Source organism: Methylobacterium sp. BE186, assembly GCF_031457035.1.
GTDB classification, from domain to species: Bacteria; Pseudomonadota; Alphaproteobacteria; order Rhizobiales; family Beijerinckiaceae; genus Methylobacterium; species Methylobacterium segetis.
Genome location: NZ_JAVDVV010000036.1, coordinates 29,127 through 52,290 on the forward strand (window position 1 = coordinate 29,127; position 23,164 = coordinate 52,290).

Annotated in this window: 21 protein-coding genes; 7 read left to right on the plus strand and 14 right to left on the minus strand. The window is 72.0% G+C overall.

The features are described 5' to 3' along the window. Nucleotides 1-86: 86 nt before the first annotated feature. Together J2X36_RS24600 and J2X36_RS24605 are read right to left on the minus strand one after the other, a co-directional pair. A complete protein-coding gene (locus J2X36_RS24600; RefSeq protein WP_310354582.1) occupies nucleotides 87-3,704 on the minus strand; it encodes an AsmA-like C-terminal region-containing protein in 3,618 nt (1,205 codons plus the stop codon). A gap of 144 nt (nucleotides 3,705-3,848) precedes the next feature. Continuing rightward, entirely contained in the window at nucleotides 3,849-4,088 is a 240-nt protein-coding gene (locus J2X36_RS24605; RefSeq protein WP_132253090.1) for a hypothetical protein, read from the minus strand. A 138-nt stretch (nucleotides 4,089-4,226) separates the two neighbouring features. Between J2X36_RS24605 and J2X36_RS24610 the strand changes: the two genes are divergently transcribed. The 3 genes from J2X36_RS24610 to J2X36_RS24620 all read left to right on the plus strand — a co-directional run bounded on the left by J2X36_RS24610 (nucleotide 4,227) and on the right by J2X36_RS24620 (nucleotide 8,118). Further along, nucleotides 4,227-6,596, plus strand: a complete 2,370-nt coding sequence (locus tag J2X36_RS24610) for a UvrD-helicase domain-containing protein (RefSeq protein WP_310354584.1) — start codon at nucleotides 4,227-4,229, stop codon at nucleotides 6,594-6,596. A gap of 419 nt (nucleotides 6,597-7,015) precedes the next feature. Continuing rightward, nucleotides 7,016-7,732 (plus strand): PhoH family protein, encoded by a 717-nt coding sequence (locus J2X36_RS24615; protein ID WP_109889392.1) that lies wholly within the window; start codon nucleotides 7,016-7,018, stop codon nucleotides 7,730-7,732. Between the two features lie 143 nt (nucleotides 7,733-7,875). Then, complete coding sequence (locus tag J2X36_RS24620) at nucleotides 7,876-8,118, plus strand: hypothetical protein (RefSeq protein WP_310354610.1); 243 nt, start codon at nucleotides 7,876-7,878, stop codon at nucleotides 8,116-8,118. Between the two features lie 123 nt (nucleotides 8,119-8,241). Here the strand turns inward: J2X36_RS24620 and J2X36_RS24625 are convergent, their stop codons facing one another. Beyond that, nucleotides 8,242-9,762 carry a L,D-transpeptidase family protein gene (locus tag J2X36_RS24625; protein WP_310354586.1) on the minus strand — a complete coding sequence of 507 codons (1,521 nt, stop codon included), beginning with the start codon at nucleotides 9,760-9,762 and terminating at the stop codon, nucleotides 8,242-8,244. Between the two features lie 337 nt (nucleotides 9,763-10,099). Further along, complete coding sequence (locus tag J2X36_RS24630) at nucleotides 10,100-11,053, minus strand: acetyl-CoA carboxylase carboxyltransferase subunit alpha (protein WP_132253099.1); 954 nt, start codon at nucleotides 11,051-11,053, stop codon at nucleotides 10,100-10,102. Between the two features lie 330 nt (nucleotides 11,054-11,383). Between J2X36_RS24630 and J2X36_RS24635 the strand changes: the two genes are divergently transcribed. Then, nucleotides 11,384-12,169, plus strand: coding sequence for a 3-hydroxybutyrate dehydrogenase (locus J2X36_RS24635; RefSeq protein WP_310354589.1), 786 nt, complete (start codon nucleotides 11,384-11,386; stop codon nucleotides 12,167-12,169). A 48-nt stretch (nucleotides 12,170-12,217) separates the two neighbouring features. Here J2X36_RS24635 and J2X36_RS24640 read toward each other — a convergent pair whose 3' ends face one another. The 3 genes from J2X36_RS24640 to meaB form a co-directional block, all read right to left on the minus strand. After that, nucleotides 12,218-12,562 (minus strand): CsbD family protein, encoded by a 345-nt coding sequence (locus J2X36_RS24640; protein ID WP_132253102.1) that lies wholly within the window; start codon nucleotides 12,560-12,562, stop codon nucleotides 12,218-12,220. Nucleotides 12,563-12,727: 165 nt separating this feature from the next. After that, nucleotides 12,728-13,345 carry a peptidase C15 gene (locus J2X36_RS24645; RefSeq protein ID WP_310354592.1) on the minus strand — a complete coding sequence of 206 codons (618 nt, stop codon included), beginning with the start codon at nucleotides 13,343-13,345 and terminating at the stop codon, nucleotides 12,728-12,730. Beyond that, on the minus strand, nucleotides 13,342-14,331 hold the full coding sequence (meaB, locus tag J2X36_RS24650) for a methylmalonyl Co-A mutase-associated GTPase MeaB (RefSeq protein ID WP_310354595.1): 990 nt from the start codon (nucleotides 14,329-14,331) through the stop codon (nucleotides 13,342-13,344). The genes J2X36_RS24645 and meaB overlap by 4 nt, the downstream gene beginning before the upstream one ends. A gap of 570 nt (nucleotides 14,332-14,901) precedes the next feature. Between meaB and J2X36_RS24655 the strand changes: the two genes are divergently transcribed. Further along, nucleotides 14,902-15,945: an alpha/beta hydrolase gene (locus J2X36_RS24655; protein WP_405029853.1), complete on the plus strand. Its 1,044-nt coding sequence runs from the start codon at nucleotides 14,902-14,904 to the stop codon at nucleotides 15,943-15,945. Between the two features lie 98 nt (nucleotides 15,946-16,043). Further along, nucleotides 16,044-16,382, plus strand: a complete 339-nt coding sequence (locus J2X36_RS24660) for a hypothetical protein (RefSeq protein ID WP_132253105.1) — start codon at nucleotides 16,044-16,046, stop codon at nucleotides 16,380-16,382. On the opposite strand, the gene J2X36_RS24665 is transcribed toward J2X36_RS24660, so the two are convergent. The 7 genes from J2X36_RS24665 to mdcA all read right to left on the minus strand — a co-directional run bounded on the left by J2X36_RS24665 (nucleotide 16,379) and on the right by mdcA (nucleotide 22,675). Further along, nucleotides 16,379-17,302, minus strand: coding sequence for an acyltransferase domain-containing protein (locus J2X36_RS24665; RefSeq protein WP_132253106.1), 924 nt, complete (start codon nucleotides 17,300-17,302; stop codon nucleotides 16,379-16,381). The two genes, J2X36_RS24660 and J2X36_RS24665, sit on opposite strands and share 4 nt — an antisense overlap. Further along, a complete protein-coding gene (locus J2X36_RS24670; protein WP_132253107.1) occupies nucleotides 17,299-18,273 on the minus strand; it encodes a triphosphoribosyl-dephospho-CoA synthase in 975 nt (324 codons plus the stop codon). Before J2X36_RS24670 ends, J2X36_RS24665 begins: the two co-directional genes overlap by 4 nt. Continuing rightward, nucleotides 18,270-18,929, minus strand: a complete 660-nt coding sequence (mdcG, locus tag J2X36_RS24675; RefSeq protein WP_310354598.1) for a malonate decarboxylase holo-[acyl-carrier-protein] synthase — start codon at nucleotides 18,927-18,929, stop codon at nucleotides 18,270-18,272. The genes J2X36_RS24670 and mdcG overlap by 4 nt, the downstream gene beginning before the upstream one ends. Then, nucleotides 18,922-19,638, minus strand: a complete 717-nt coding sequence (gene mdcE / locus J2X36_RS24680) for a biotin-independent malonate decarboxylase subunit gamma (RefSeq protein ID WP_310354600.1) — start codon at nucleotides 19,636-19,638, stop codon at nucleotides 18,922-18,924. Before mdcE ends, mdcG begins: the two co-directional genes overlap by 8 nt. Continuing rightward, nucleotides 19,625-20,545 carry a biotin-independent malonate decarboxylase subunit beta gene (locus tag J2X36_RS24685; RefSeq protein WP_310354601.1) on the minus strand — a complete coding sequence of 307 codons (921 nt, stop codon included), beginning with the start codon at nucleotides 20,543-20,545 and terminating at the stop codon, nucleotides 19,625-19,627. Before J2X36_RS24685 ends, mdcE begins: the two co-directional genes overlap by 14 nt. A 2-nt stretch (nucleotides 20,546-20,547) precedes the next feature. After that, nucleotides 20,548-20,856, minus strand: a complete 309-nt coding sequence (gene mdcC / locus J2X36_RS24690) for a malonate decarboxylase acyl carrier protein (RefSeq protein WP_310354603.1) — start codon at nucleotides 20,854-20,856, stop codon at nucleotides 20,548-20,550. A 172-nt stretch (nucleotides 20,857-21,028) separates the two neighbouring features. Further along, nucleotides 21,029-22,675 carry a malonate decarboxylase subunit alpha gene (gene mdcA, locus J2X36_RS24695; protein ID WP_310354605.1) on the minus strand — a complete coding sequence of 549 codons (1,647 nt, stop codon included), beginning with the start codon at nucleotides 22,673-22,675 and terminating at the stop codon, nucleotides 21,029-21,031. 223 nt (nucleotides 22,676-22,898) lie between these two features. On the opposite strand from mdcA, the gene J2X36_RS24700 reads away from it, so the two are divergent. Next, a partial coding sequence (locus J2X36_RS24700) for a GntR family transcriptional regulator (RefSeq protein ID WP_310354607.1) occupies nucleotides 22,899-23,164 on the plus strand: 266 nt, incomplete at its 3' end.

Consider the following 23,164-nt stretch of genomic DNA (forward strand, 5'->3'; position numbering starts at 1 on the left):
GCTTTGGCCTGCGGGATCGCCCTCGACGGCGGCGAGGTCGGGGGCGATGTCGAAAAGGTCTGCGGCGAACATCGTCGTGGCAGGGCTCACGGCTGCGCCGCAGGCGGCCGGATGTCGAGGGGCGGCTCGGCCGGCGGCGGCCCCTCCGCATCGCTGCGGGTGCGGCGGGCCGCATCCTCCGCCTCGCGGGCACGGGCCTGCCGGGCGGCCTCCTCCGCGGCGGCCTGCTGGGCGCGCTGCCTCGCCTGACGCGCCGCCTCCTCGGCAGCGGCCTTCTCGGCGGCCGCCTTCTCCGCCGCCGCCTTGTCCGCGGCGGCCTTCAGCGCGGCGGCGCGGGCCCGATCCATCTCGATCCGCGCGCGGCGGCGCTGGCGCTCGGATTGATCGGCCTCGAACAGCTCGATCTTCTCGAGTTCCCGCTGCAGCACTACCGCCGCGAGGCCGTTCGACAGTCCGCCGACGTCGAGGACGCACTCGGGTGCAGGCAGAGCACCTGCGAGGCCGAGCTGCACCGTCAGCGGACCGCCTGTCCAGCCCTTCGGAACCTCTCCGCCGGTGAGTGCGCCGCGGGCTTCGAGCCGCGCGGTGCGCAGATCGACGCTGAGCGTCCCGCGCCAGCGGGCGGGACCGAGGTCGAGATCGACGGGCCCTGCCCGCACCACGCCGCCGATGACGGTCGCAGCCGCCGAGGCGGAACCGCGGCTGCGGGCGGGGGCGGCCGACAATTCCTCCGCGACGAGCGCCTGCAGGCGTCCGTCGCGCAGTGGGTCGTCCTCGGCGAGCCCGCGCCCGAGGGCCCGCCCGAGAGCACCGGGGTCGATCGCCGGAACCACGAGATCTGCGAACCGCACCTCGCCGCTGCCGGAGAGGTTGGAGACGAGGGCGGCTTGGCTGTCGCCGCTGGTGCCGAAGCGGAGCGCGGCGCCGAGGCGCCCCTCGATCGCGCTGTCCGGCGAGAGCGCGCGGAGCGACGCCCCCTCGAGACGCCCCTCCCCCGAGACCGCAGCGGCCGGCCCCTGGCGGGATAGGGTGACGGAACCGGAGAGGCGCCCCTCGGCCAACTGGCCCGTCAGGTCGCTCAGGCTAAGGGCGCCATCGGCCATGCCGAGCTTGAACGCCGTCCCCGTGGCTGCGAGGCCGCGGCCGAGATCGAGGGTCTCGACCCGCATCTCGAGGCCGAGACGCGGCAGGTTCGGCGGGGGGGAGGCGAAGGGCCGGCTCGTCCAGCCGCCCTCGGCCTCTGCCGGGCGGCCGCCCGAGGGAGCGGGCGGCATCACGAGGAGATCGGCGATCCTGGGGAGGGAGAGGCGGGACACCCTCGCCGAGCCCGCGACCTCACCCTCCGGGGCTCGGGTCAGGCTGGCGCTGAGGGTGCCGCCCGCGACCTGTCCGTCGATCGCGATCCGCGCATCGTCCCCGGCCCGGCCGAGGTCGAGGGTCAGCGCGGCCGGCCAAGCCTCCGGGAGGGTTCCCGCTCCGAGGAGCGCGACGGCGGGCCGCAGGTCGGCCGTCTCCACCCGCACGGCGCCCCCCGAGGGCGGTCCTCCCTCGGCCGCGAGCACCAACGGCCGGCGCGTCGCGAGGCTGATGCCCGCGATCTCGCCTCTCGCATCGATGCCGAGGTCGGTGCCGCCCGCGACCTGGCGGCCGCTCAGCGTGAGGGTGGCAGGCCGGTTCAGGGCGGGGTCCTCACGCCCGAACCAGAGGCCGGCCTTCGGCGTGCCGAGGGCGATGTCGAGGTTCTCGACGTGCCCGGCCCGGCTGAGCAGCGAGGCGTCGAGGGTGCCGCCGCCCGCCCGGCCCTTCGCCACCGTGCGCAGGGCCTCCGCCTCGCCTGCCTGCCGCTCGGCCGTGACGTCGAGGTCGAGGGCGCCCATACGCAGGAAATCCGGGATCAGCCGCGACTCCGCGACCCAGACCCGGTCGAGAAGGGCCAGCAGCGGGGCGGCCACGGGTGCGGTGACGCGCCCCGCGATCCGGCCCGACCCGTCCGGCGCGATGCGGCCGGACAGCTTGGCGTTGGCGCCGGCGAGGTCGGTGACATCGAGGCTGTCGACGACGAGGCTCGACCCGTCCGACTGGATGCTCGCCGCGATGGTGCCGTTGCCCGAGTTTGCGCCGGCCGGTCCGTAGCGCACGTCGCGGGCCTGGATCGTCAGCCCTAGATCGTGGCCCTGGAGGCCCGCGAGCGCACCGGTGAGCGAAGGCAAGCCGGCGATGTCGATGCCGCGCGCCTTGATCTGCGCGTCGAAGCGGCCGCGGGTATCGCCGCCGCCTTTCGTGTAGCGGGCGATGCCCGTCACCTGGGCACCGCCGAGGTCGAGCCGAAGGTTGCGCAGCGAGAGGTCGGGAGCGGTGGCCGAGACGTCGGCGCTCGCCTGGATCGGCCGGCCATCCATCACGGCGGCGGCGGGGCCGCCGAGCCCGAGCTTGCGCAGGTAGCGGCCGAACCCGTCCGAGGCCGCCACACGCAGGGAGACGTCGCCGTTGAAGCGGAGGCTCGGCTCTGTGTCGAACTCGCCGCTCGCCGCGAGTGCCGCGGCGCCCGGCGCCGTCGCCTGGAAGCGGCGCAGGAGCAGGCCGCCCGTGCGGTCGAGCGTGCCGGCGAGCCGGACGCCCGACCACTCGTCGAGGCCGAGGTTCAGATTCTCGATGCCGAGATCGAGGTCGACCATCACGGGCAGCCCCGTGCCGCCCTTCGGCAGGCCGCGGGCGAGCAGGGCCTGCCCCGCGCTCGACAGGAGGAAGGCGTCGAGATCGACCCGGCGCGCCTCCAGCGAGAGACCGGCCCGCCACGCCCGGAGATCGATCTGGCCCGTACCCGCGAGGCGGATCGCCTGTCCGCCCGGGTCGATCTCGGCATTGACCCCCTCGAACCTGACCCGCGAGCCCTGGGCCGTGAACTTGCCGCCGAGGCTGAAGGGCAGGTAGGCGCCGGCGGCCTGGACGGGCGGCCCCACGATGAGCCGAGCCGAGCCCTCCGCCTCGGGAATCAGCGGGCGCGGGCCATCGTCGCCGGGGGAGGAGGCGGCCGGCGCGAAGGCGAGGCGCATGTCGGCCTCGAAACGGGGTTGCGTGTCGCCGCCGCCCGAGAGCTTCAGCATGACGCTCCCGTCCGCGGCCGGCTCGCCGGACACGAGCCGGAACGGGACACCCCCGCTCGCGCCCTCGATCCGCCAGGGGCCGAAGAGCGAGGGCGCCTGCAGGCTCAGGGACTCGGCCTGGATCTGGTCGGTCCGGCCGGTCGCCGGCACGACCGTGGTGAGGAGAAGCTGGCGGACGCGCAGGTCCTCGATCGCGAGATCGCGCGCGCGCAGAGCCTCCCCGAAATCCGCGGGCACCAGCAGGGCGTCGCTCTCCCCGACGGGCAGCTTGATCTCGGCGCGCCCGATCTCGGTTTCCGTGAAGCGGATCTCACCCTTGAGGAGCGGGGCGAGCGCGATCTCCGCGCTTACGAAACGCGCGTCGAGGGACGGCTTGTCGGCTCCTTCCCCGAGATGCAGACGGTCGAGGCGCAGGCGCGGCGAGGGCAGCAGGCGCACGGCAACCCGCCCCTCACTGCGGGCGGGCAGGCCGAGCGAACGGGCGATGGCCCCATCGACAGCGGCGCGCTGGCTCTGCCAGTCGACGAAGGGCGGAACGGCGAGCGCCGCGACGAGGATCAGAACGACGGCCCCGGCAAGAGCGGTCAGGATATCACGCACCGTTCTTGTTCCGCCTCACGCCCCGCTCCGGCGGCGGGCTCCCGCGCGGGGCACCGTAGCCGAGCCGGGCCGCCCGTCCAATCGCACGAGCCCGCGCAGCCGGAGCGGAATGTGGCTCCCTCCGCTCGGCAGAAATCCGCGGTCTCAGCGCCGCGGCACCACGATGGCCGGCCCTGGCGCCGGGTTCTGCCGGAACATGTCGTTGCGCCGCATCTCCATGCGGGTGTTCGCGGTGTCGCTCTGCTGCTGCTGGCGCAGCTGACGGGTCTGGCTCTGCTGCGAGAGCGAGTTGTTGATGCTGTTGAGGTTGGAACTCGGCGATCCTTGCGCGAGGGCGGGCGTGGCGGCGGCGAGAACGAGGAGGGCGAGGGGCGCGGCACGCATGGCGGGTGTGTCCCTGTTCGGTCAAAGGCTTGGGTTGATGTGACGACGCGGCAGCAGACGCGCAAGTTCCGGTGTCGGGACCCATCCGGCGACCTCGGCACCCTCGACGCCGTTCGCGTTTTGGTCCAGTGAGGGGCGATGCAGAAGCACTCCGATGCGGCGGCGGCGCCCGGGCCGCAGCCCGATTCCGCCCCCACCTCGATCGCGGCCCGGGCCATGGCCGCCCTGAGGCCCGGCAGCTCACCCTATCTCGAAGGGCTCAACCCCGAGCAGCGCCGCGCCGTCGAGACGACGGATGGGCCCGTCCTCGTGCTGGCGGGCGCCGGCACGGGCAAGACCCGGGTGCTGACGACCCGAATCGCCCATCTCATCGCGACGGGAAAGGCGCGCCCCTACGACATCCTCGCGGTGACCTTCACCAACAAGGCGGCCCGCGAGATGAAGGCGCGCATCGGCGCGCTGATCGGGCCGGCCGGCGAGGGCATGCCCTGGCTGGGCACCTTCCACGCCATCGGCACCAAGATCCTGCGTCGCCACGCCGAACTCGTCGGGCTGAAATCCGACTTCACGATCCTCGGCACCGACGACCAGCTCCGCCTGATGAAGCAGGTCATCGCCGACCAGAACATCGACGAGAAGCGCTGGCCGGCGCGGGCGCTCGCGTCCGCCATCGACGGCTGGAAGAACCGGGGCCTCGCGCCCGAGCAGGTGCCGCCGGGAGAGGCCGGAGCCTTCGCCTTCGGCAAGGGCGGCGCCCTCTACACCGCCTATCAGGCCCGCCTCGCGACGCTGAACGCCGTCGATTTCGGCGACCTGCTGCTGCTCTGCCTCAAGCTCTGGCGCGAGAACCCGGACGTGCTGGAAAATTACCAGCATCGCTTCCGCTACATCCTCGTCGACGAGTACCAGGACACCAACGTCGCCCAGTACCTCTGGCTTCGGCTCCTGGCGCAGGGCCACCGCAACGTCGCCTGCGTCGGCGACGACGACCAGTCGATCTACGGCTGGCGCGGGGCCGAGGTCGACAACATCCTGCGCTTCGAGCACGATTTTCCGGGCGCGGCCGTGGTGCGGCTCGAGCGCAATTACCGGTCGACCGGCCATATCCTCGCGGCCGCCTCGGGGCTGATCGCCAAGAACGAGGGGCGGCTCGGCAAGACCCTGCGCACGGAGGACGAGGCGGGCGAGCGCGTCACGGTCACCGGTGCCTGGGATTCGGAGGAGGAGGCGCGGATGCTCGCCGAATCGATCGAATCTCTGCAGGTCCGGAAGCATCCCCTCTCCGAGATCGCCGTGCTGGTGCGGATCTCCGCCCAGATGCGCGAGATCGAGGATCGCTTCGTGCAGCTCGGGCTGCCCTACCGGGTGATCGGCGGCCCGCGCTTCTACGAGCGGGCCGAGATCCGCGACGCGCTGGCCTACCTGCGCGCCACCGCCAACCCCGCCGACGACCTCGCCTTCGAGCGCATCATCAACACGCCGAAGCGGGGCCTCGGCGACGCGACGCTGCAGCAGCTCCACGCCTATGCCCGCGCCGAGCGGATTCCGCTGCTGCTCTCCGCGCGCCGGCTCATCGAGACCGACGAGCTGAAGCCGCGCGTGCGCTCGACGCTGCGCGCCCTCGTCGAGAGCTTCTCGCGCTGGGCGCGGGCCGTCGAGACGATGCCGCATTCGGAGGTGGCGCAGACCATCCTGGAGGAATCCGGCTACACCGAGATGTGGCAGAAGGACCGCTCGGCCGACGCCGCGGGGCGGCTCGAGAACCTCAAGGAATTCGTGCGCTCCATGGAGGAATTCCCGGACCTCGCGGGGTTCCTGGAGCACGTCGCCCTCGTCATGGATGCGAGCGAGGCGGAAGGCGCCGAGCGCGTCAGCCTGATGACGCTGCACGCCGCCAAGGGGCTGGAGTTCGACACCGTGTTCCTGCCCGGCTGGGAGGACGGCCTGTTCCCCAACCAGCGCGCCATCGACGAGAGCGGCCGCGCCGGGCTCGAGGAGGAGCGACGCCTCGCCCATGTCGGCCTGACCCGGGCGCGCAAGCGCGCCAAGCTGTCCTTCGCGGTCAATCGCCGGATCCACGGCCTCTGGTCCTCGACCATTCCCTCCCGCTTCATCGATGAATTGCCGCCGGGAAGCGTCGACGTGGTCGAGGCCCCCGCCCATTTCTCGGCCGGCGCCTCGCGCTTCGACCGGAACCCTGCGCCCTTCGGCTCCTCCTACGGCACGCCGGGCTGGCAGCGGGCGCAGGCCAACACCGCCCCCCCCGGCCGCGGCTTCGGCCAGACCTACGGCTCCTCCCCGGGTTCGCGCGGCGGCCCGCGCCAGATCGAGGGCGAGCTCGTGGCGAAATCCACGGGCGCACCGTCGGCCTATGCCGGCGGCATGCGCGTCTTCCACACCAAGTTCGGACCCGGGACCGTGGCCGGCGTCGACGGCAACAAGCTCACCGTTGACTTCGACAAGGCCGGCCGCAAGATGGTCCTCGACAGCTTCGTCCAGCCGGGCTGAAGATTGTCCCGCCGGCCAAGCCCGGACTTCGGGGGCGGCAGGGCCGGCCGGTATCGCCGAACGCGGCGAGCAAGGGCTGAGGTCGTGCCGGATGCCGCGTCATCCCGACTGTGCCGAGCGCCTCGCGGGCGGCTGACCACCCTCCCCCTCGCCCACCGTTTCCTTTTCGCCACACGCGGCAGGATCCCCGTCGTACCGCCGTCATGGCGGGGCGGGCATGGTGCGCGCGTTGCATGCGGCCTACTCGCGTCGTGTGTTCTCCGACCCGGATGCTCTCCACAGGCAATGCACGGCGCGGTGGAACCTGCGCGCCCGCTTGCGATTGGCTCACAAACATCAGGAGACGCCCGGCAATACAGGTTTGACAAGCTCGCGCAGTGACAAGTCCAGGTTGGCAAGTCCAAGTGGAGTGTTGATCGATGAAAAGACGGCGCGCACGACTTGAGCTGGTGGAAGATCGCCCGGTCCGACTGCATCGGACCCGGTTTGACGAGGAGAGGCACTTAAGCCCCATTCAACCCCTGACGGAACGACAAGGCCAGTACCTCGAAGCCCTCGCATCCCACGCGCAAGTCATCGTCCTCGGACCCGCCGGCACCGGCAAGACCTTCATCGCCGGCACCCGCGCCGCCGACCAACTCCGCCAGCGCCGCATCGCCAAGGTCGTCATCACGCGGCCGAACGTGCCGTCCGGCCGGTCGCTCGGCTTCTTTCCCGGAACCCTCGAGGACAAGATCGCGCCCTGGGTCGCCCCGCTGACCGAGGCCATGAAGGAGCGGATGGGCCAGGCGGCCTTCGAGATCGCGCTCAAGACCGGTGACATCGAGATCGTTCCCTTCGAGGTGATGCGTGGGCGCACCTTCAAGAACTGTCTCGTGATCCTCGACGAGGCGCAGAACACCACCACGGCCGAGATCAAGATGTTCCTGACCCGCATCGGCGACGATTGCCAGGTCATCATCAACGGCGACGTCTCCCAGACGGACCTGCGCGAGACGAGCGGCCTGCGCACGGTCATCCACCTCGTGAAGAGCCGCATGATGCCGATCCCGGTCGTGGAGTTCACCCGCGACGATATCGTCCGCTCCGGCATCTGTGCCGAATGGGTGAAGGCCTTCGAGGAAACCAATCTCTGACCCGGAGGTTGTAGCCGGCGGGTCTCAATCGGGACCCGCCGCGCAACGGAAGCGCGATGGCCACCTCCGAAGCGACCCTTTCGGAGGAGAGACCCGGCGCCGCGCTCGGGGAACAGAGAAAAGGAATCTCGTTCGTGAGGAAGATGACCTACGCCTTCGCCGTCCTGGCCTCGCTCGGCGTTGCCGGCCTTGCCACTTCGGCCTCCGCGGCCCCCGGCGCGCCGATGGGCGTCACCGCCCCCGATGCCACGACCCAGGTCTACATGACGCCGATGGAGCGCCGCATGATGGAGCGCCGCATGATGCGCCGTCACATGGAGCGCCGCATGATGCGTCGGGAGATGATGCGTCGGGAGATGCGCCGCGACATGCGCCGCGGCATGTGAGCCGAGGCGCACGCGCCGAAGCGAGAGGGGGCCGCAGGGCCCCCTTTTTCGTGCCCGCACCCTTGTATCGTCGAGCAGGAGCCGGCACGCCGTGCAGGCGGGCGGCCGGCGCGCGATGCGGCGTCAGTGTCTCGCGGACGTCGCCTTCTCGGAAGCCTTCGCATCCGGCTTGGCGTCCGGCTTGGCGTCCGCTCTCGCCTCCGCCTTGCCGGGCTTCGTCGAGGCTCCGGCGGGCTCCTTGCGGGCCTGAAGTGTCGTCAAGTGGGCGGTCCTCGCGACGTTCGCGGTCCTCGCGATTTGGGCGGGCTTGGCCGGCTCCGGCAGGGCGGCGATCGCCGGCACTGTCGCCGCGTCCGTGGCCGGCGTCGCGGGAGCGCGCTTGCCGAGCAGGTTGCTGAACATCTTCTGGTAGGCAGCCGGATCGCCCTCCGCGTCCGCCACCCTGATGCGGGCCGGCGTCGCCGCCTTGCCGGCCTCAGGGGTGGGGACGGCCTGGGCGACGAGGCTCGGCTCGCCCTTGTGCGGCCCTTTCCGGTCGTCTTTCCGGGCGAGCGAGGCTGCCGCGGCCTTCGTCGGGATCGGCGCGTCGACGCTCGCCGTCATCATCGGACGGCCCTTGGCGTCGACCTCGATCTCGCGGGGACCGGCGGCCAGGGTCTCAGGCCTGCTCACCTCCCCGAGATTGTGGCGGGCATAATCCTTGGATGCGTAGGGAAGCCCCTCCTCGGAGGCGTTGGTGAGGCTCGCGAAGGCATTCGGCTGCGGCTGCTGCCGGAAGACCGGGTTCTGATCGCCATCGTCGTAGACGACCCGCGTCGCCGCCGTACCCTTGCCGACGAGTTCGGCGATCTCGCGGTTGTCGCGCTCGCGCTTCTCTGCGACCAGCGTATCGACCTTGGGATTGCAGGAGCCGGCCGCGGCATCGGCGCCCCCGAACACGTAGCGGGTGCCGCACAGACCGACCCGCGGCTCGTCCTTCAGGGCCTCGAAGTAATCCGACCCTTCCTTGAGGTTGCGCCAGAAGGGCGCGTTCGGATCGTTGCGGAACTTCGCGAAGTTCTGCGCCGTCATCCGGAACGGGTAGGACTGGAACTGGAAGCCCCGCTGGCCGCCCGCGAAGGCTTCACGCGCGATCGCGTAGAGTTCCGCCATCGACTCGTCGGTCATCGCGAAGCAGCCGGCCGACGAGCAGGTGCCGTGCACCATGATGTAGTTGCCGCTGCGCCCATTCGCCCGGTCGAAGGCGTTCGGATACCCGGTGTCGAAGGAGAGGTAATAGGCCGAGTTCGGGTTCATCTGCCCGGGCGTGATCGTGTAGAAGCCCTCCGGCGCCTGTCGATCGCCCTGCTTGGTCTTCGGCCCGAGCTGACCCGACCAGCGGCAGATCGGGAAGGTCTTGAGCAGCGCGTATTGTCCGGACGAGCCGCGCTTCCACACCTCCATCTCCGCCTCCTTCTTGTAGGCGCGGATCAGGATAGGGTCGGTCTGCGACATGCCCTTCGTCTGCATCAGGGCGAGGGTCTTCTGGGGAATGGGCGTGAGATGGCGGGTCGAGCCGCCGCCGCCGAAAGTGCCGTCCTGGCAAGCCCCGAGGAGAGACGCGAGCGCAACAAGACTCGCAGCCGCGAGCGGACGCACAGCCATGGGGAACCCCGGTCCTCGATCATCACCGCCCGCGGGACGGTCTCCCGTCGGACGCTACTCCCCAACCCATTAGCTTCGTTAAACTTACCCGGCCCTTACCGCAATGATCGCGAAGACACGGTGCCGGCCGCCTGTGAAGTGCGGTTACAGATGTTCGCCGGCCGGCGCGAAGTCGACGGGATGGGCACGACCCGCGGGCCGGATCCTGTAGGGCGCGAGCGCGACATCCGAACTGGCGGGCATCCGCGGGCTCGCGAACGTGCCAAAACGTCGCAGACGGGACGCGGGAGCTCGGATGACAGGCGATCGGGGCCAAGCGCCCTTCGGGCGAGCCCCGTCACAGCTTGCGGCCGATATCGAGGAATTTCGCGGCCCGGCGGTCGCGGATCTCGGCGGCGCCCATCCCGTCGAACTCGGCGAGCGCCGCGGTGAGCGCGTTGCCGGCTGCCGCGATGGCCGCCTCGCGGTCCCGGTGGGCGCCCCCCGTCGCCTCAGGTACGATCGTGTCGATGATGCCGAGGCGCAGGAGGTCCTGGGCCGTGATCTTCATGGCGGTCGCGGCGTCGTGGGCCCGGCCCTGGTCGCGCCACAGGATCGAGGCGGCGCCCTCGGGCGAGATCACGCCGTAGATCGCGTGTTCCAGCATCAGGACGCGATTGGCGGTGGCGATGGCGATGGCGCCGCCCGAGCCGCCCTCGCCGATGACGAGGGCGATGTTCGGCACGCCGAGCGACAGGCAGGCTTCCGTCGAGCGGGCGATGGCCTCGGCCTGGCCCCGCTCCTCCGCCTCGATGCCGGGGAAGGCGCCCGCCGTGTCGACGAAGGCCAGAACCGGCAGGCCGAAGCGATCGGCGAGTTCCATCAGGCGCACGGCCTTGCGGTAGCCCTCGGGCTTCGCCATCCCGAAATTGTGGCGCAGGCGCGTCTCCGTGGTCGAGCCCTTCTCCTGGCCGAGCACGCAGACCGGCCGGCCGCGGAAACGCCCGAACCCGCCGACGATCGCCTCATCCTCGCCGAAGCTGCGGTCGCCAGCGAGCGGCGAGAACTCCGTGATGAGCCCGGCGCAGTAATCGACGAAGTGCGGGCGCTGCGGATGGCGGGCGACCTGCGTCTTCTGCCAGGGGGTCAGGTTCGCGTAGATCTCGGCCAAGGCCTGGGCGGCCTTGGTCTCGAGGCGGCCCACCTCCTCGCTGATGGAGACGGCGCCGTCGCGGGCGCCCATCGCCTTGAGCTCCTCGACTTTCGCCTCCAGCTCCGCGACGGGCTTTTCGAAGTCGAGATAGGAGCGCATCACACCGTCTGAGAATCGTTCGGGAGGGCACCGGCCCGACGACGCGGACGTGCACTCCACGCGGGCCATTGGCAGGCCGATATGGCGACGATGCGGCGGCGCGGCGAGCGTCCGGCGGCACGTGTCGGCCTCGCGGATGGCCGATCCCCGGGCGGCGCGGAAACTGGCGAAGCGGGGCTGGCCTGTCAACGGCGGCCCGGCAAGCGACAAGATCGCGCGAGCGTCAGGCCCTCCCTTCGTTGCCCCGGGTGACCGCCCCCGCTCCCTGCCGCTACAACGGGCTCTCGACGCCGCGGCCGCTCCGCGCCCCGGCCGCCAGCGAGGCGCACCATGATTCTGCAATCCAAGGCCGCCGTGGTCACGGGCTCGACCAGCGGCATCGGGCTCGCCATCGCCAAGGCCCTCGCGCGCGAGGGCGCCGACGTGATGATCAACGGGCTCGGCGACCCGGGCCAGATCGAACGGACCCGCGCCGGGATCGAGGCGGAGCACGGCGTGCGCGTGCTCTACTCCGGCGCCGACATGACGAAGCCGTCCGAGATCGCCGCCATGGTCGCGGAGGCCGAGGGTGCCTTCGGCCGCGTCGATGTTCTGGTGAACAATGCCGGCATCCAGTTCGTGTCGCCGGTCGAGGAATTCCCGCCCGAGAAATGGGACGCGATCCTGGCGATCAACCTGTCCTCGGCCTTCCACACGATCCGCGCGGCGGTGCCCGGCATGAAGGCGCGGGGCTTCGGGCGGATCGTCAACATCGCCTCGGCCCATTCCCTCGTCGCCTCCCCGTTCAAATCCGCCTACGTGGCGGCCAAGCACGGGCTCGTCGGCATGACGAAGTCGGTCGCGCTCGAACTCGCGACCCACGGCGTCACCGTGAACTGCATCTCGCCCGGCTACGTCTGGACGCCGCTGGTCGAGAGCCAGATCCCGGACACGATGAAGGCCCGCAACCTGACGAAGGAGCAGGTGATCGAGGAGGTGCTGCTGAAGGCGCAGCCGACCAAGGAATTCGTCACCGTCGATCAGGTGGCGGCGATCGCCGTGTTCCTGTGCTCGGAGGCGGCGACGCAGATGACCGGCGCGAACCTCTCCGTCGATGGCGGCTGGACGGCGCAGTGAGGGGCGACGCCCTCCGGCCGCCGGGGCCGGAGGGCGCGTTCGATCGCTCTATCGGCGGCCGTGCAGCAGCAGGGCGAGGCCGTAGCCGACCGCACCCGCGATCAGGAGCGCGATGAGCGGGTTCTCCTCGACGCGCTCGCCGACGACGCGGCGGCCGTCCTTGAGATAGGTGCCGCCGCGCTCGTAGGCGTCGCCCGCGTAATCCGACAGGTCGTCGGCCACGTTGCGCAGGGTGTCCTTGGCCTGCCCGTAGGCGTCCTGGGCGCGCCCCTGCGCCTCGCGGAAGCGGCCCTCGACCGAGTCGCGGGACGAACCGGCGAAGTCGCCCGCCGCGCCCTGCACCTTGCCGCCGACTTCCTTGGCGGTCCCGACGATGCGATCCGTATCAACCATGGCTGATCTCCTCTCTCGGTGACCGTGCGTCCGCGGGGGCGGGCCGCCGGCTCCGTCGGACTTGCAAACGCCCGAGGAGGCGATTGTGCACCGCCAAGGTCCGCACTTTTTGGTGCGGTGCCCGCGAAGGGCGTCCCGATTCCGGCCCTCCGAGGGGGTGCGGTTTCAGAAGTCCCGGCGCGCCCGCCGCGTCAGCATCGTCGCCACGGCGGCGAGCGCCCTCAACGTCCGCTGCGGATCGGTGGCGGGGCGGGCGCCCTGCGGGCGGCGGGTGCGGGGGCTTGGAGGGATGTGGACGAACAGCACCGGGCAGGGTTCGGCGAGAGCCCGGAAGTAGCTCGCGTTGCAAAGGTATCGCCCGGCGTCGCGCGAGGCTGCCACCGGGATGCCGTGCCGGCGCAGGATGGCGACGGCGGCGTGGGCGGCCGGACTCGTCCGCTCGGGCGGCCCCGCCGGATCGAGGGCGAGACGTCCGGCCCGATGCCCGCTCGCGTCGGGAAACAGCGGGCTCGCGCGGTTGCGGGCGCGGATCTCGACCCTCAGCGCCCGGGCGCGGCTTGCCACGCCGAACATCAGAACCGCCTGGGGCTTCTCCGCCAGGGCGGGGGCCAGCACCTCCCGTATCGCGTCGTAGGCCGTCCGCAGCACGAGCACGCTGGGCGCCCCGCCAAGAGCCAGCCGCAATCTGGGCGCTTTCCCGAGGCGCCGCGCGAGCGCCGCGCTCGGGTTGCGCGGAACGCCGGGGAACGGCCCGAACCCGGTGACGAGGAGGGTTGCGGTCACAATCCGATCAGGGTCGCAATCGCCTCCGCGCCCGCGGCCGGGGAATGCGTCCCGCCCGCCACGTCGGCCTCGGCCTGGGTCGTGGCCCTCCGCACCTCCGCCGAGCCGACGAGGCGCTGATGCAGGCGCTCGTGGACGAGGGCCCACATCCACTTCACGTCCTGCTCGCGCCGGCGCTTGGCGATCTCGCCGGTGGCGGTGAGCTTCTCGCGGTGATCGACGATCTTCTGCCAGAGCGTGTCGAGGCGCTTGTTGGTGAGGCCCGAGACGGTGACGACCGGCGGCGTCCAAGTGGCCGAGGCCGGCGTCATGATGTGGAGCGCCGCCCGGTACTCGGAGGCCGCTGCGTTCGCCCGCCGCTCGCCCTCGCCGTCGTCGGCCTTGTTGACCGCGATCATGTCGGCGAGTTCGAGGATGCCCTTCTTGATGCCCTGCAATTCGTCGCCCGCGCCGGGCAGCATGAGGACGAGGAAGAAGTCGGTGAGGTCGGCCACCGCCGTCTCGGACTGTCCGACGCCCACCGTCTCGACGAGGATCACGTCGAAGCCCGCCGCCTCGCAGAGCAGCATCGTCTCGCGGGTCTTGGCCGCCACGCCCCCGAGCGTGCCCGAGGAGGGCGAGGGCCGGATGAAGGCGTTCGGGTCGACCGCGAGCCGCGCCATCCGGGTCTTGTCGCCGAGGATCGAGCCGCCGGTGCGCGTCGAGGACGGATCGACGGCGAGGACCGCGACCTTGTGGCCGGCCTCCGTCAGGTTGGCTCCGAGCGCGTCGATCGTCGTCGACTTGCCGACGCCGGGCACGCCGGTGATGCCGACCCGGATCGCGTTGCCGGTGCGGGGGAGCACCGCGTCGATCAGGTCGCGCGCCGCCGCGCGGTGATCGGCGCGCCGCGATTCGGCGAGGGTGATCGCGCGTGCCAGGGCCGCGCGGTCGCCCGCGAGGAGGCGCTCGCGGATCCGGTCGAGGTCGAGGGGCGGAGGGGCCATGGCCCCTACATGCCGGGAGGGCGGCCGTTCGTCGAGGGGCGGCGCGAAATTGAAACGGGACGGGATTCGGATTATCTTCCCTCCCGGTTGGGCGCAGGTGGACGCCGCGGGTGGGTCAGACCCGCGACGTCCGTGCTCAGCTGAATGATGATGGGATCATCAGATCAGCGCCAGCGTGATGGTCAGCGACCACGCGCTGGCGTTTTTCGTCACCGTGATCGTGACGATCGGAACTCCGATCACATCCCCTCACCCCCTTCCCGATCAGGCCCACTCGGATGGCGGCGCCGGGCCAGCACGCCGCAAGCCTGCCTGCCCGCAGGCCGTCGCGGATCGGAAAGGAGTCTGCCGAACGGGGGTGATGATGCGAGCTGCCTATCCCCCCGGCAAGCAACCAGGGCGCGAGCCTCGCGCCTGTGCCGCCGACGCCACACCCCACCCCCTGCCCGCAATCCACATGCGGGCCCGCCACGCCCGTGCCCTGTCATGGCCAAGATTGTGGGCCAGGGGCTAGGGAGACCGGACCGGCCTCGAGGCGAGACCGGCCACCGAGCGGGGCCCGCGACGATCATGATGCGTGAGACAGACCGGCCCACCCGACGCAGCGTCTTCCGACTCGGCGCACTCCTCGGCGCGACGGCGCTGACGCCCGGCCTCGGCGCCTGCGTCGCCGACGGCCTCGTCACCGGCGCCGTGGTGGGACCCGAGCGCCAGTCGGCCCTCGACGTGATGCCGGTGCTCCTCGTCGCGACGACCCGCAAGCCGGTCGGCAGCCCGCCGAAGGCTCCCTATTTCAATTCCGAACGCGGGCGGGGCCTCAGCTTCGCCGAGGTGCGCCTGTCGCCCCCCGACCGCTCGCTCCTCGGCAAGGTCTCTTCGGTCGTCACCGGCGACTGGACCATCGGCGCCGTGCCGAAGGTCGAGACGGGCGGGGGCGCCCCGGAGGCCTTCGCGCAGGCGGCGCTGGGGCGCGACGTGCTGATCTACGTGCACGGCTACCGGGAATCCTTCGAATCGGCCGCGGTCAGCGCCGCCCGCCTCTCGGACGGCATCCGCTTCCGCGGCGTCTCGGGGCTGTTCACCTGGCCGTCGGCGGCGGCGACCTTCGATTACGGCTACGACCGCGAGAGCGCGCTCTGGTCCCGCGACGCGTTCGAGGACCTGCTCAAGGCGCTCGCGGCCTCGCCGAGCGGCGGCCGCATCAACATCGTCGCCCACTCGATGGGCACGCTCCTGACGCTCGAGACCCTGCGGATGCTGCGGGCCGAGGCGGGCGAGGCCGCGATGGCGCGGATCGGGGCCGTGGTGCTCGCCGCGCCCGACATCGACATCGACCTGTTCACGAAGGGCGTCGAGCGGCTCGGACCCGACGTGAACAAGATCACCGTGATCTCCTCGACGAACGACCGGGCGCTCGAATTGTCGAGCACCATCGCGGGCGGCGTCGTCCGTGCGGGCGCGGCCGACCGGGAGCGGCTCGAGGCGCTCGGCGTGCGGGTGGCCGACGCCTCCGATTACGGCGGCGGCCTCATCAACCACGACCTGTTCCTGTCGAATCCCGAGGTGCAGGGCGTCGTCAAGCGCGCCATCGCGCGGGTCGGCGGCGGCGCCTGAGGCGCCGTGCCCCGGACAATCCCGGAGAGACGCCAAGACGTCTTGGCGCGGCCCGGCAACCCTCGTAAACGGGCGCCTCGGCAGACAGGGAGTCGCCCATGTTCACCCTTGAGATCGACGGAACCGCGGTGGCGGTCATCAACGGCACCGAAGAGGTGGCGCGCGACCTCTTCACCTGCGACGGCTTCAAGGAAGACATCCAGGCGATGACGAGCGAGGGCCGCCCCCTCTGGAACGGCACCTCCGAGCTGAAGGTGCGCCCGGCCACCGAGGACGAGATCGAGGTCTTCGAGGACGCGCTCGCCGAGGACGATTCGGACGCGGATTTCGAGACCGATCCGCGTCACGCCGCGTCCGAGGACGACGAGGACGAGGCCGACATCGTCTTCCTCCTCGACATCGACGAGGATGCGGACGACGACGCGCTGCACTCCTAATCCGCGCGCAGCCACTCCGCGACGCCTTCGGCGGAGCGGAAATCCTCCAGCGCGTGGACGCGAGCCCCGGGCAGCGCGTCCCGCGCCATGGTGGCGAGCGCGTGGCCGGGTCCCAGTTCGAGGACCCGCGTCGCGCCGTATTCCCGGGCGGCCTCCAGGCAGGCGGCCCAGTCGATCGTGCGCGAGATCTGCAGGCTGAGCTTCTCCAGGCCGGCCGCCTCGTCGAAGACGGGCGCGCCGTCGAGGCCGCTGAGGAGGCGCGGGGCCCCGCGGGGCGGCCGCGTCGTCGGAGCCGCTTCGAGACTCGTCCGGAACGCCACCGTCGCTCCGGTCAGGATCGGCGTGTGCGAGGGCGTGTGCACGGGCAGCACCACGGCGCGCTGGGCGCCGGCCGCGCGCGCCTCCGCGCAGAGGATGTCGAGAGCCGGCACCGCGCCGCCCACCACCACGCTGTCGGGCGCGTTCAGGATGGCGAGATGGCAGCCCCGTGCCTGAGCCATCGCGCCGATCCGGGCTTGCGGCAAGCCGCGGATGCCGGCGAGCCCCTGGCCGGGCGCACCCGCCGCATCCATCGCCTCGGCCCGACCGGCCGCGAGTCGGAGCACGGTCTCGGGCGCGAACCGGCCGGCGCAACCCCAGGCTGCGAGGTCGCCGATGCTGTAGCCGGCGACGAGACAGCGCGCCGGGGCCGCCCCCCGCACGAGGTTCCAGGCGGCCAGCGCCGCGGTGCAGACCAGGATCTGCCCGGTGCGGTTCTCGTGGAGGCGGGGGCCTCCGGCCCGCACCAGCGCGCGCGGATCGTCACCGAGGAGGCGCGCGGCGGCCGCGAAGATGCCCTCCGCCTCGGGCCGGTCCGCCGTGAGGTCGAACATGCCGGGATGCTGGCCGCCCTGGCCGGAGAGCAGCACGGCGAGGGTCATGCCTCGGCCGCATCGACGAACAGCGTCATGGCGAGGAGGTCGGCCGCACCGCCCGGGCTCAGGTTGCGGGCGACGAAGCCGCCATGCAGCGCCTCCGCGCGGGCGCGCCAATCCGTCTGCCCGATCCCGCCCTCGGCGATGAAGCGGGCGGCCTCCGCCCGCGCGAAGGCGTAGCCCTCGGCGCCGCCCCGGTGCAGGAGGTTGGTGTCCTCAAGCTCCGCGATCAGGGCGAGGCAGGCCTCGACCCGGGCGGCCTCCGGGTCGCCCGGCCGCAGGCGCCGCCCCCGGCGCAGAGCCGGCAGGCCGACGCGGTAGAGGGTCGGGAAGCCCGCAGCCGCCTCGGCCGGCGCTCCGCCGACGCGGTGCCGCCGTCGTGCCCGCGCGCCGGGCGCGTGGAGCAGTTCCGGCCCGTCGAGGATGGCCTCCGCGTAGCGCGCCCGGATGAGTGCGCCGAAGCGGCCGATCTCGCTTCGGGAGGGCTGCACCGCGCTCGCAGCACGCCCTCCCGCTCCCATCCCGAGGTGCTGCGGAGCAGCCTCGGGACGAGGGGTGGGCTCGGGGTCCGGCTGCCGGATCGTTGCGAGGACGGGGGAGCGCCCTGCCGCTTCCGACCCGGCCGCCGCGCAGAGGAGGCCGAGGCCGAAGATGGCGCCGCGATGGGTGTTCACGCCGCCCGTGGCCGCCCGCATGTCGGCCTCCGCGGCGATGCCGAGGCGGCGCAGGGCCGGCATCGGCTCGCCCGCGGCACCCGCGCGGGCGAGGGCAGCGAACCAGGGTTCGAGGGCGGCGGCGCTCGCCCGGAAGGTCGCCGCATCCATGTCGGCGTGGCTGCCGCTGTCGACGAGGCTGACGAGGCCGGGCTTCGGATAGGTTTCCAGTTCGAGGCGCAGGGCCTCGACCGCGAGCCGGCCGATGGCGGCCGCAGGATCACGCCCCTGCTCGGGGAAGGCGCGGCGAGAGAGCGCGCTCAACCGACCTCTCCCGCGCGAACCGCTTCGGCGGAGCGGAGCGCGACACCCTCGACCCGCTTCGTCAGCACGGTGCCGCCGGGCTCGGCCGCGTGCAGTTCGCGCCAGTTCACGCCGCTGCCGTCCGGCAGAAGGATCTCGCCGTCGAGGCGCATCGGCGCCCCGGCCTCGATGTCCGCGATGCCGCGGAGGAGGTCCGGCGGCACGGCGCCGGCGATGGGCCAGAGCAGATCGAGGTCGGAATGGGCCGAGAGGTAGGTCAGGCCGGTGAGGCTCTGCCAGAGGAGGGCGCCGAACAGGCGCGGGACGGCGCCGTGGCAGCGACCGAGCCCGTCGAGGGCGGTGAGCACCGGCCGCCACGCCTCGGGGGCCGCCTCGACGGCCTGCGCCGCGGCCAGGGCTTCGCGCGGCCGCACCGCCCCCGGCGGCAGGGCGAGGCCGATGCGCCGCTTGCCGTCCGCGGGCGGCAGGGGGAGGCCGACCGGCACGGTCCCGGCCGCCTCGCCCGGATGGCGCCGCCGGACGATGACCGGGAAGCCCCGTCGCGCCCAGTCCGAGAGGTGCGGTGCGCCGTCGAGATCGGGGCGGCCGGCGAGCACCGCCTCCCAGGCGCCGGGCTCCACGCTCAGGAGATCGTGGCGCCGGAGGGCCTCAGCCAAGGCGTGCGTCCCGCACGACCTCGGCGGCGATGCCCTGCGCCACCGGCCGGCCGCCCCGCTCGGCACCGAGCGCATCGCGGTTGTCGGCTGCCGGCGATCCGTCGATCAGCGCCTCGATCTGGGGTCCGAGCGGCTGCGCGGGATCGAGCACGGCGTGGACGGCGCCGGTCTTCACCATGTTGTCGAGGCCCGGCGCGAAGACGGGCGTGTCCCAGGCCATGGCCTCCAGCCGATCGAGGGGCAGCTTGGTGACGCGGGCGACGGAGGGCAGGTCCATCACGCTCGGGCTGGCGCCGGGCAGGCCCGCCAGCACCCGGGTCGCGAGCGCCGTGGCGATGAAGGCGCCGGCCGCCGTGTGGCCGTAGACGAGGCCCACCGTCGGGTGGCCGCTGCGGTCGGCGAGCAGCAGGCACTTGGCGAGGTGGGCGAGATACTCGTTGAGGCCGAGGAGCTCGTCGCGCCGGCTCATGCGCTGGCTGTCGGAATCGATGGCCACGAGGATCGGCGTCGCCCCGCCCTGCCGCACCACGTCGAGGACGGATCCGGCGAGGCGGGCGGCGCCCTCGACGCCGAGCGGCGTGTTGCCGTCGATGCCGATGACCGCGAGCCGGCCGCCCCGGAACGGCCCGTGGCCGCTCACGAGCCCGTCCTCGACCGCGACGGCGTGGCCCTCGGGGAACAGGGAGGCGAGGATCTCAGCGAGCGTCATGGCCGGTCTCCCGCAAACCCGCGACGAGGGCGTGGAAATCGGCCGCCGTCAGACCCGGCACGGCGGCCGGATCGTTGACGCCGAGCCGGCTCCAGATCTCGGTGGCGTCGCGGCACTCCCCGAAATCCGCGAGGCGCCGCTCCAGCCGCGCCTGCTCGGCCTCGAGCGTCGCGAGGTCGAAGGCGGGCGCCCGGCCGATCAGGGCGAGGGCGGCTTCGCGGAAGGCTGCCACCGTGTCGTCCACGAAGGTGTCGGCGCCCCCGATCAGGCGGCGGTGCTTGCCGCCCATGGTGCGCCAGACCAGCGCCCGGTCCCGCGAATCGAACTCCTCGGCGCCCTTGTTGGTCTCGATCACCTCCGGACCGGAGACGCTGATGCGCCCGCCTTCGGAGACAGCGAGCCGCGAGCAGGTGCCGGCGATGAGGCCGCCGCCGCCATAGGCGCCGGCCCGGCCGCCGATGAGGCCGATCACGGGGATGCCGGCCGCGCGGGCCTCGGTGATCGCCCGCATCACCTCGGCGATGGCGGTCTCGCCGGCATTGGCCTCCTGCAGGCGCACGCCGCCGGTGTCGAACAGGATCAGGACGGCTGCGGGCTTGAGCCCGAGCGCGGCGCGCAGGAGCCCGACGAGCTTCGCCCCGTGCACCTCGCCGAAGGCGCCGCCCATGAAGCGGCCCTCCTGCGCGGCCACCAGAACCGGCCTGCCGTCGAGGCGGCCGGAGCCGATGACCAAGCCGTCATCGAAGGCGCGCGGCAGGTCGAAGAGCGGCAGGTGCGGGCTCATCTTCCGCTGCTCCGGGCCGATGATCTCGGCGAAGCTGCCGGAATCGAGCAGCCCGTCGAGGCGGGCCCGCGCGCTCGCCTCGTACCAGCTCGCGGCGCGGGGATCGGTGATGCGCTCGCTCAACGTCAGCCCTCCATCAGCCGGGCGCCCTGAAGCAGGCGCAGCGACACGGTGTCGGGGCGGGCGCCCCCGTCGTTGATCGTGATGCGAAGCCCCCCGGGCTGGGCGCGGGCGACGAAATCCGCCACCACCGCCTCCCAGACGTCGCCGTAGCCGTGGACCGGCGTCTCGATCTCGACGGTGCAGGCATCCGGCGGCAGCGTCCGCTCCAGGAGCACTTCGAGATTGCCCGAGGCGACGACGCCCGTGATCGCCAGGGGTTTCCGCCCGGCGAGCGGAGCCTTCGTGGCATGCCGGAAGGTCAGTCTTTCCATGGCATCGGGCCTCCTGGATACCGGGCGGGGGTCCCCTCTCGTTCCGAGAGGGACAGGGTGAGAGGGGCGACGTGCCCGGACAGGCCGCATCCCTCACCCGCTGCGCTGACGCGCACGCGACCTCTCCCGAACGGGAGAGGTGGGGCGAGCGGCCCGGCCTGCGAGGCGGGCATCACCAGTTCCGGAACCGGGCCGGCGGGTCGTAGAGGCCGCCCGACCAATGCACGAGGTCCTTGATCGACTTGGCCGCCAGTAGCGAGCGATCCGCGTCGAGGGGCTCGATGCCGAGATCCTCCGGGCGGCGCACGATGCCCCGTGCGCGCAGCGACTCGACCATCGCCCGGTCGCGCCCGCGCCCGACCTCGGTGTAGCCCGCGACCCCGCGGATCGCCTGCTCGCGCTCGTCCAGGGTACGGCAGAGGAGGAGGTTCGCGATTCCCTCCTCGGTGACGATGTGGGTGACGTCGTCGGCGTAGACCATCACCGGGGCGAGTTCGAGCCCGATCTTCCTGGCGAGTTCCAGCGCGTCGAGCCGCTCCACGAAGGCGGGCACGAGCTTGTCGCCGAAGGTCTCGACGATCTGCACAACGAGCTTGCGCCCGCGCATTAGGGCGGGATCACCCACGGTCTGCGCCTCCCGCCCCGCCTTCATCCAGGTGTCGGAGGGGTGGCGGCGGCCATGCGGGTCCGAGCCCATGTTCGGCGCGCCGCCGAAGCCCGCCACCCGCGACTGCGTGACGGTGGAGGAATGGCCCATCAGGTCGATCTGCAGCGTCGAGCCGATGAAGAGGTCGCAGGCGTAGAGGCCAGCCGTCTGACAGAAGGCCCGGTTCGAGCGGAGCGAACCGTCGGCGCCCGTGAAGAACACGTCCGGCCGCTCGCGGATGTAGCGGTCCATGCCGACTTCCGAGCCGAAGCAATGGACCTGGCGCACCCAGCCCGACTCGATCGCCGGGATCAGGGTCGGGTGCGGGTTGAGCGCCCAGTGGGTGGCGATCTGGCCCTTGAGGCCGAGCTTCTCGGCGTAGGTCGGCAGCAGCAGCTCGATCGCCGCCGTGCCGAAGCCGATGCCGTGGTTAAGGCGGCGGATGCCGTACTCGGCGTAGATGCCCTTGATCGCCATCATGGCCATCAGGATCTGCGTCTCGGTCATCGCGGCCGGGTCGCGGGTGAAGAGCGGCTCGACGTAGAAGGGCCTGTCGGCCTCGACCACGAAGTCGATCCGGTCTCCGGGGATGTCGACGCGGGGCACGCGGTCCAGGATCTCGTTGACCTGCGCGACGACAACGCCGTTCTTGAAGGCGGTGGCTTCGACCACCGTCGGCGTGTCCTCGGTGTTGGGCCCCGTGTAGAGGTTGCCCTCCCGGTCCGCCGAGACGCCCGCGATCAGCGCCACCTGCGGCGTCAGGTCCACGAAGTAACGGGCGAACAGTTCGAGGTAGGTGTGGACCGCGCCGAGCTCGATCTGGCCGCCGAACAGCATCCGGGCGATGCGCCCGCCCTGCGGGCCGGAATACGAGTAGTCCAGCCGCTTCGCGATGCCCTGCTCGAAGATGTCGAGATGCTCCGGCAGCACGATGCCGGACTGGACCATGTGCAGGTCGTGGACCTTAGCCGGGTCGCAGAGGCTGAGCGCCCGGGCGAGGCAATCCGCCTGCTTCTGGTTGTCGCCCTCGAGGCAGACCCGGTCGCGGGGCCGCAGGATCGCTTCGAGGAGATCGACCGCGCGGCCGGCCGGCACCACCTTGCCGGAGGCATGGGCACGCCCCGCCGCGATCCGCGCGTCCCGCTCAGCCTGCTCCCGGCGCCAATGCGACATCCGATCCGCTCCCTGATAGCGGGCCTGGCGCATACAGAACCCCGCGTCGGGGTCAGCTCTGCACACAGGAGGCCGGTCCTGACGCCTATCTGAGCCCACGGAACGCGGATGTCAATTTCTTCGTATACGAGACTGCCGGAATGGCCGCGTCCGTGATACGAGGATGATCACAGGTTATCGTCGCGCATACAGAACGCGCGCTTCAGAGGATCGGACAGGCGTCATGGACGAGATGGTCGGAGCCCGCGGCCTCCTCTCGGACCAGATCCGCAACGCGCTGACGGACGAGATCGCGGCGGGCACGCTCGCGGCGGGGATCGCCCTCGACGAGCAGGACCTCGCCGACCGGTTCGGCGCCTCGCGCACGCCCGTCCGCGAGGCCCTGCGCCAGCTTGCGGTGAGCGGCCTCGTCGAGGTGCGCCCGCGCCGGGGCGTCGTCGTGACCCGGATGACGCCCGAGCGCATCATGGACATGTTCGAGACGACCGC

Excerpts from the sequence above, each read along its gene's own strand:
- J2X36_RS24605 (WP_132253090.1), bottom strand. The coding sequence starts at position 4,088 with ATGCGTGCCGCGCCCCTCGCCCTCCTCGTTCTCGCCGCCGCCACGCCC.
- J2X36_RS24610 (WP_310354584.1), top strand. The coding sequence starts at position 4,227 with ATGCAGAAGCACTCCGATGCGGCGGCGGCGCCCGGGCCGCAGCCCGAT.
- J2X36_RS24615 (WP_109889392.1), top strand. The coding sequence starts at position 7,016 with ATGAAAAGACGGCGCGCACGACTTGAGCTGGTGGAAGATCGCCCGGTC.
- J2X36_RS24620 (WP_310354610.1), top strand. The coding sequence starts at position 7,876 with ATGACCTACGCCTTCGCCGTCCTGGCCTCGCTCGGCGTTGCCGGCCTT.
- J2X36_RS24625 (WP_310354586.1), bottom strand. The coding sequence starts at position 9,762 with ATGGCTGTGCGTCCGCTCGCGGCTGCGAGTCTTGTTGCGCTCGCGTCT.
- J2X36_RS24630 (WP_132253099.1), bottom strand. The coding sequence starts at position 11,053 with ATGCGCTCCTATCTCGACTTCGAAAAGCCCGTCGCGGAGCTGGAGGCG.
- J2X36_RS24635 (WP_310354589.1), top strand. The coding sequence starts at position 11,384 with ATGATTCTGCAATCCAAGGCCGCCGTGGTCACGGGCTCGACCAGCGGC.
- J2X36_RS24640 (WP_132253102.1), bottom strand. The coding sequence starts at position 12,562 with ATGGTTGATACGGATCGCATCGTCGGGACCGCCAAGGAAGTCGGCGGC.
- meaB (WP_310354595.1), bottom strand. The coding sequence starts at position 14,331 with ATGGCCCCTCCGCCCCTCGACCTCGACCGGATCCGCGAGCGCCTCCTC.
- J2X36_RS24655 (WP_405029853.1), top strand. The coding sequence starts at position 14,902 with ATGATGCGTGAGACAGACCGGCCCACCCGACGCAGCGTCTTCCGACTC.
- J2X36_RS24660 (WP_132253105.1), top strand. The coding sequence starts at position 16,044 with ATGTTCACCCTTGAGATCGACGGAACCGCGGTGGCGGTCATCAACGGC.
- J2X36_RS24665 (WP_132253106.1), bottom strand. The coding sequence starts at position 17,302 with ATGACCCTCGCCGTGCTGCTCTCCGGCCAGGGCGGCCAGCATCCCGGC.
- mdcE (WP_310354600.1), bottom strand. The coding sequence starts at position 19,638 with ATGACGCTCGCTGAGATCCTCGCCTCCCTGTTCCCCGAGGGCCACGCC.
- mdcC (WP_310354603.1), bottom strand. The coding sequence starts at position 20,856 with ATGGAAAGACTGACCTTCCGGCATGCCACGAAGGCTCCGCTCGCCGGG.
- mdcA (WP_310354605.1), bottom strand. The coding sequence starts at position 22,675 with ATGTCGCATTGGCGCCGGGAGCAGGCTGAGCGGGACGCGCGGATCGCG.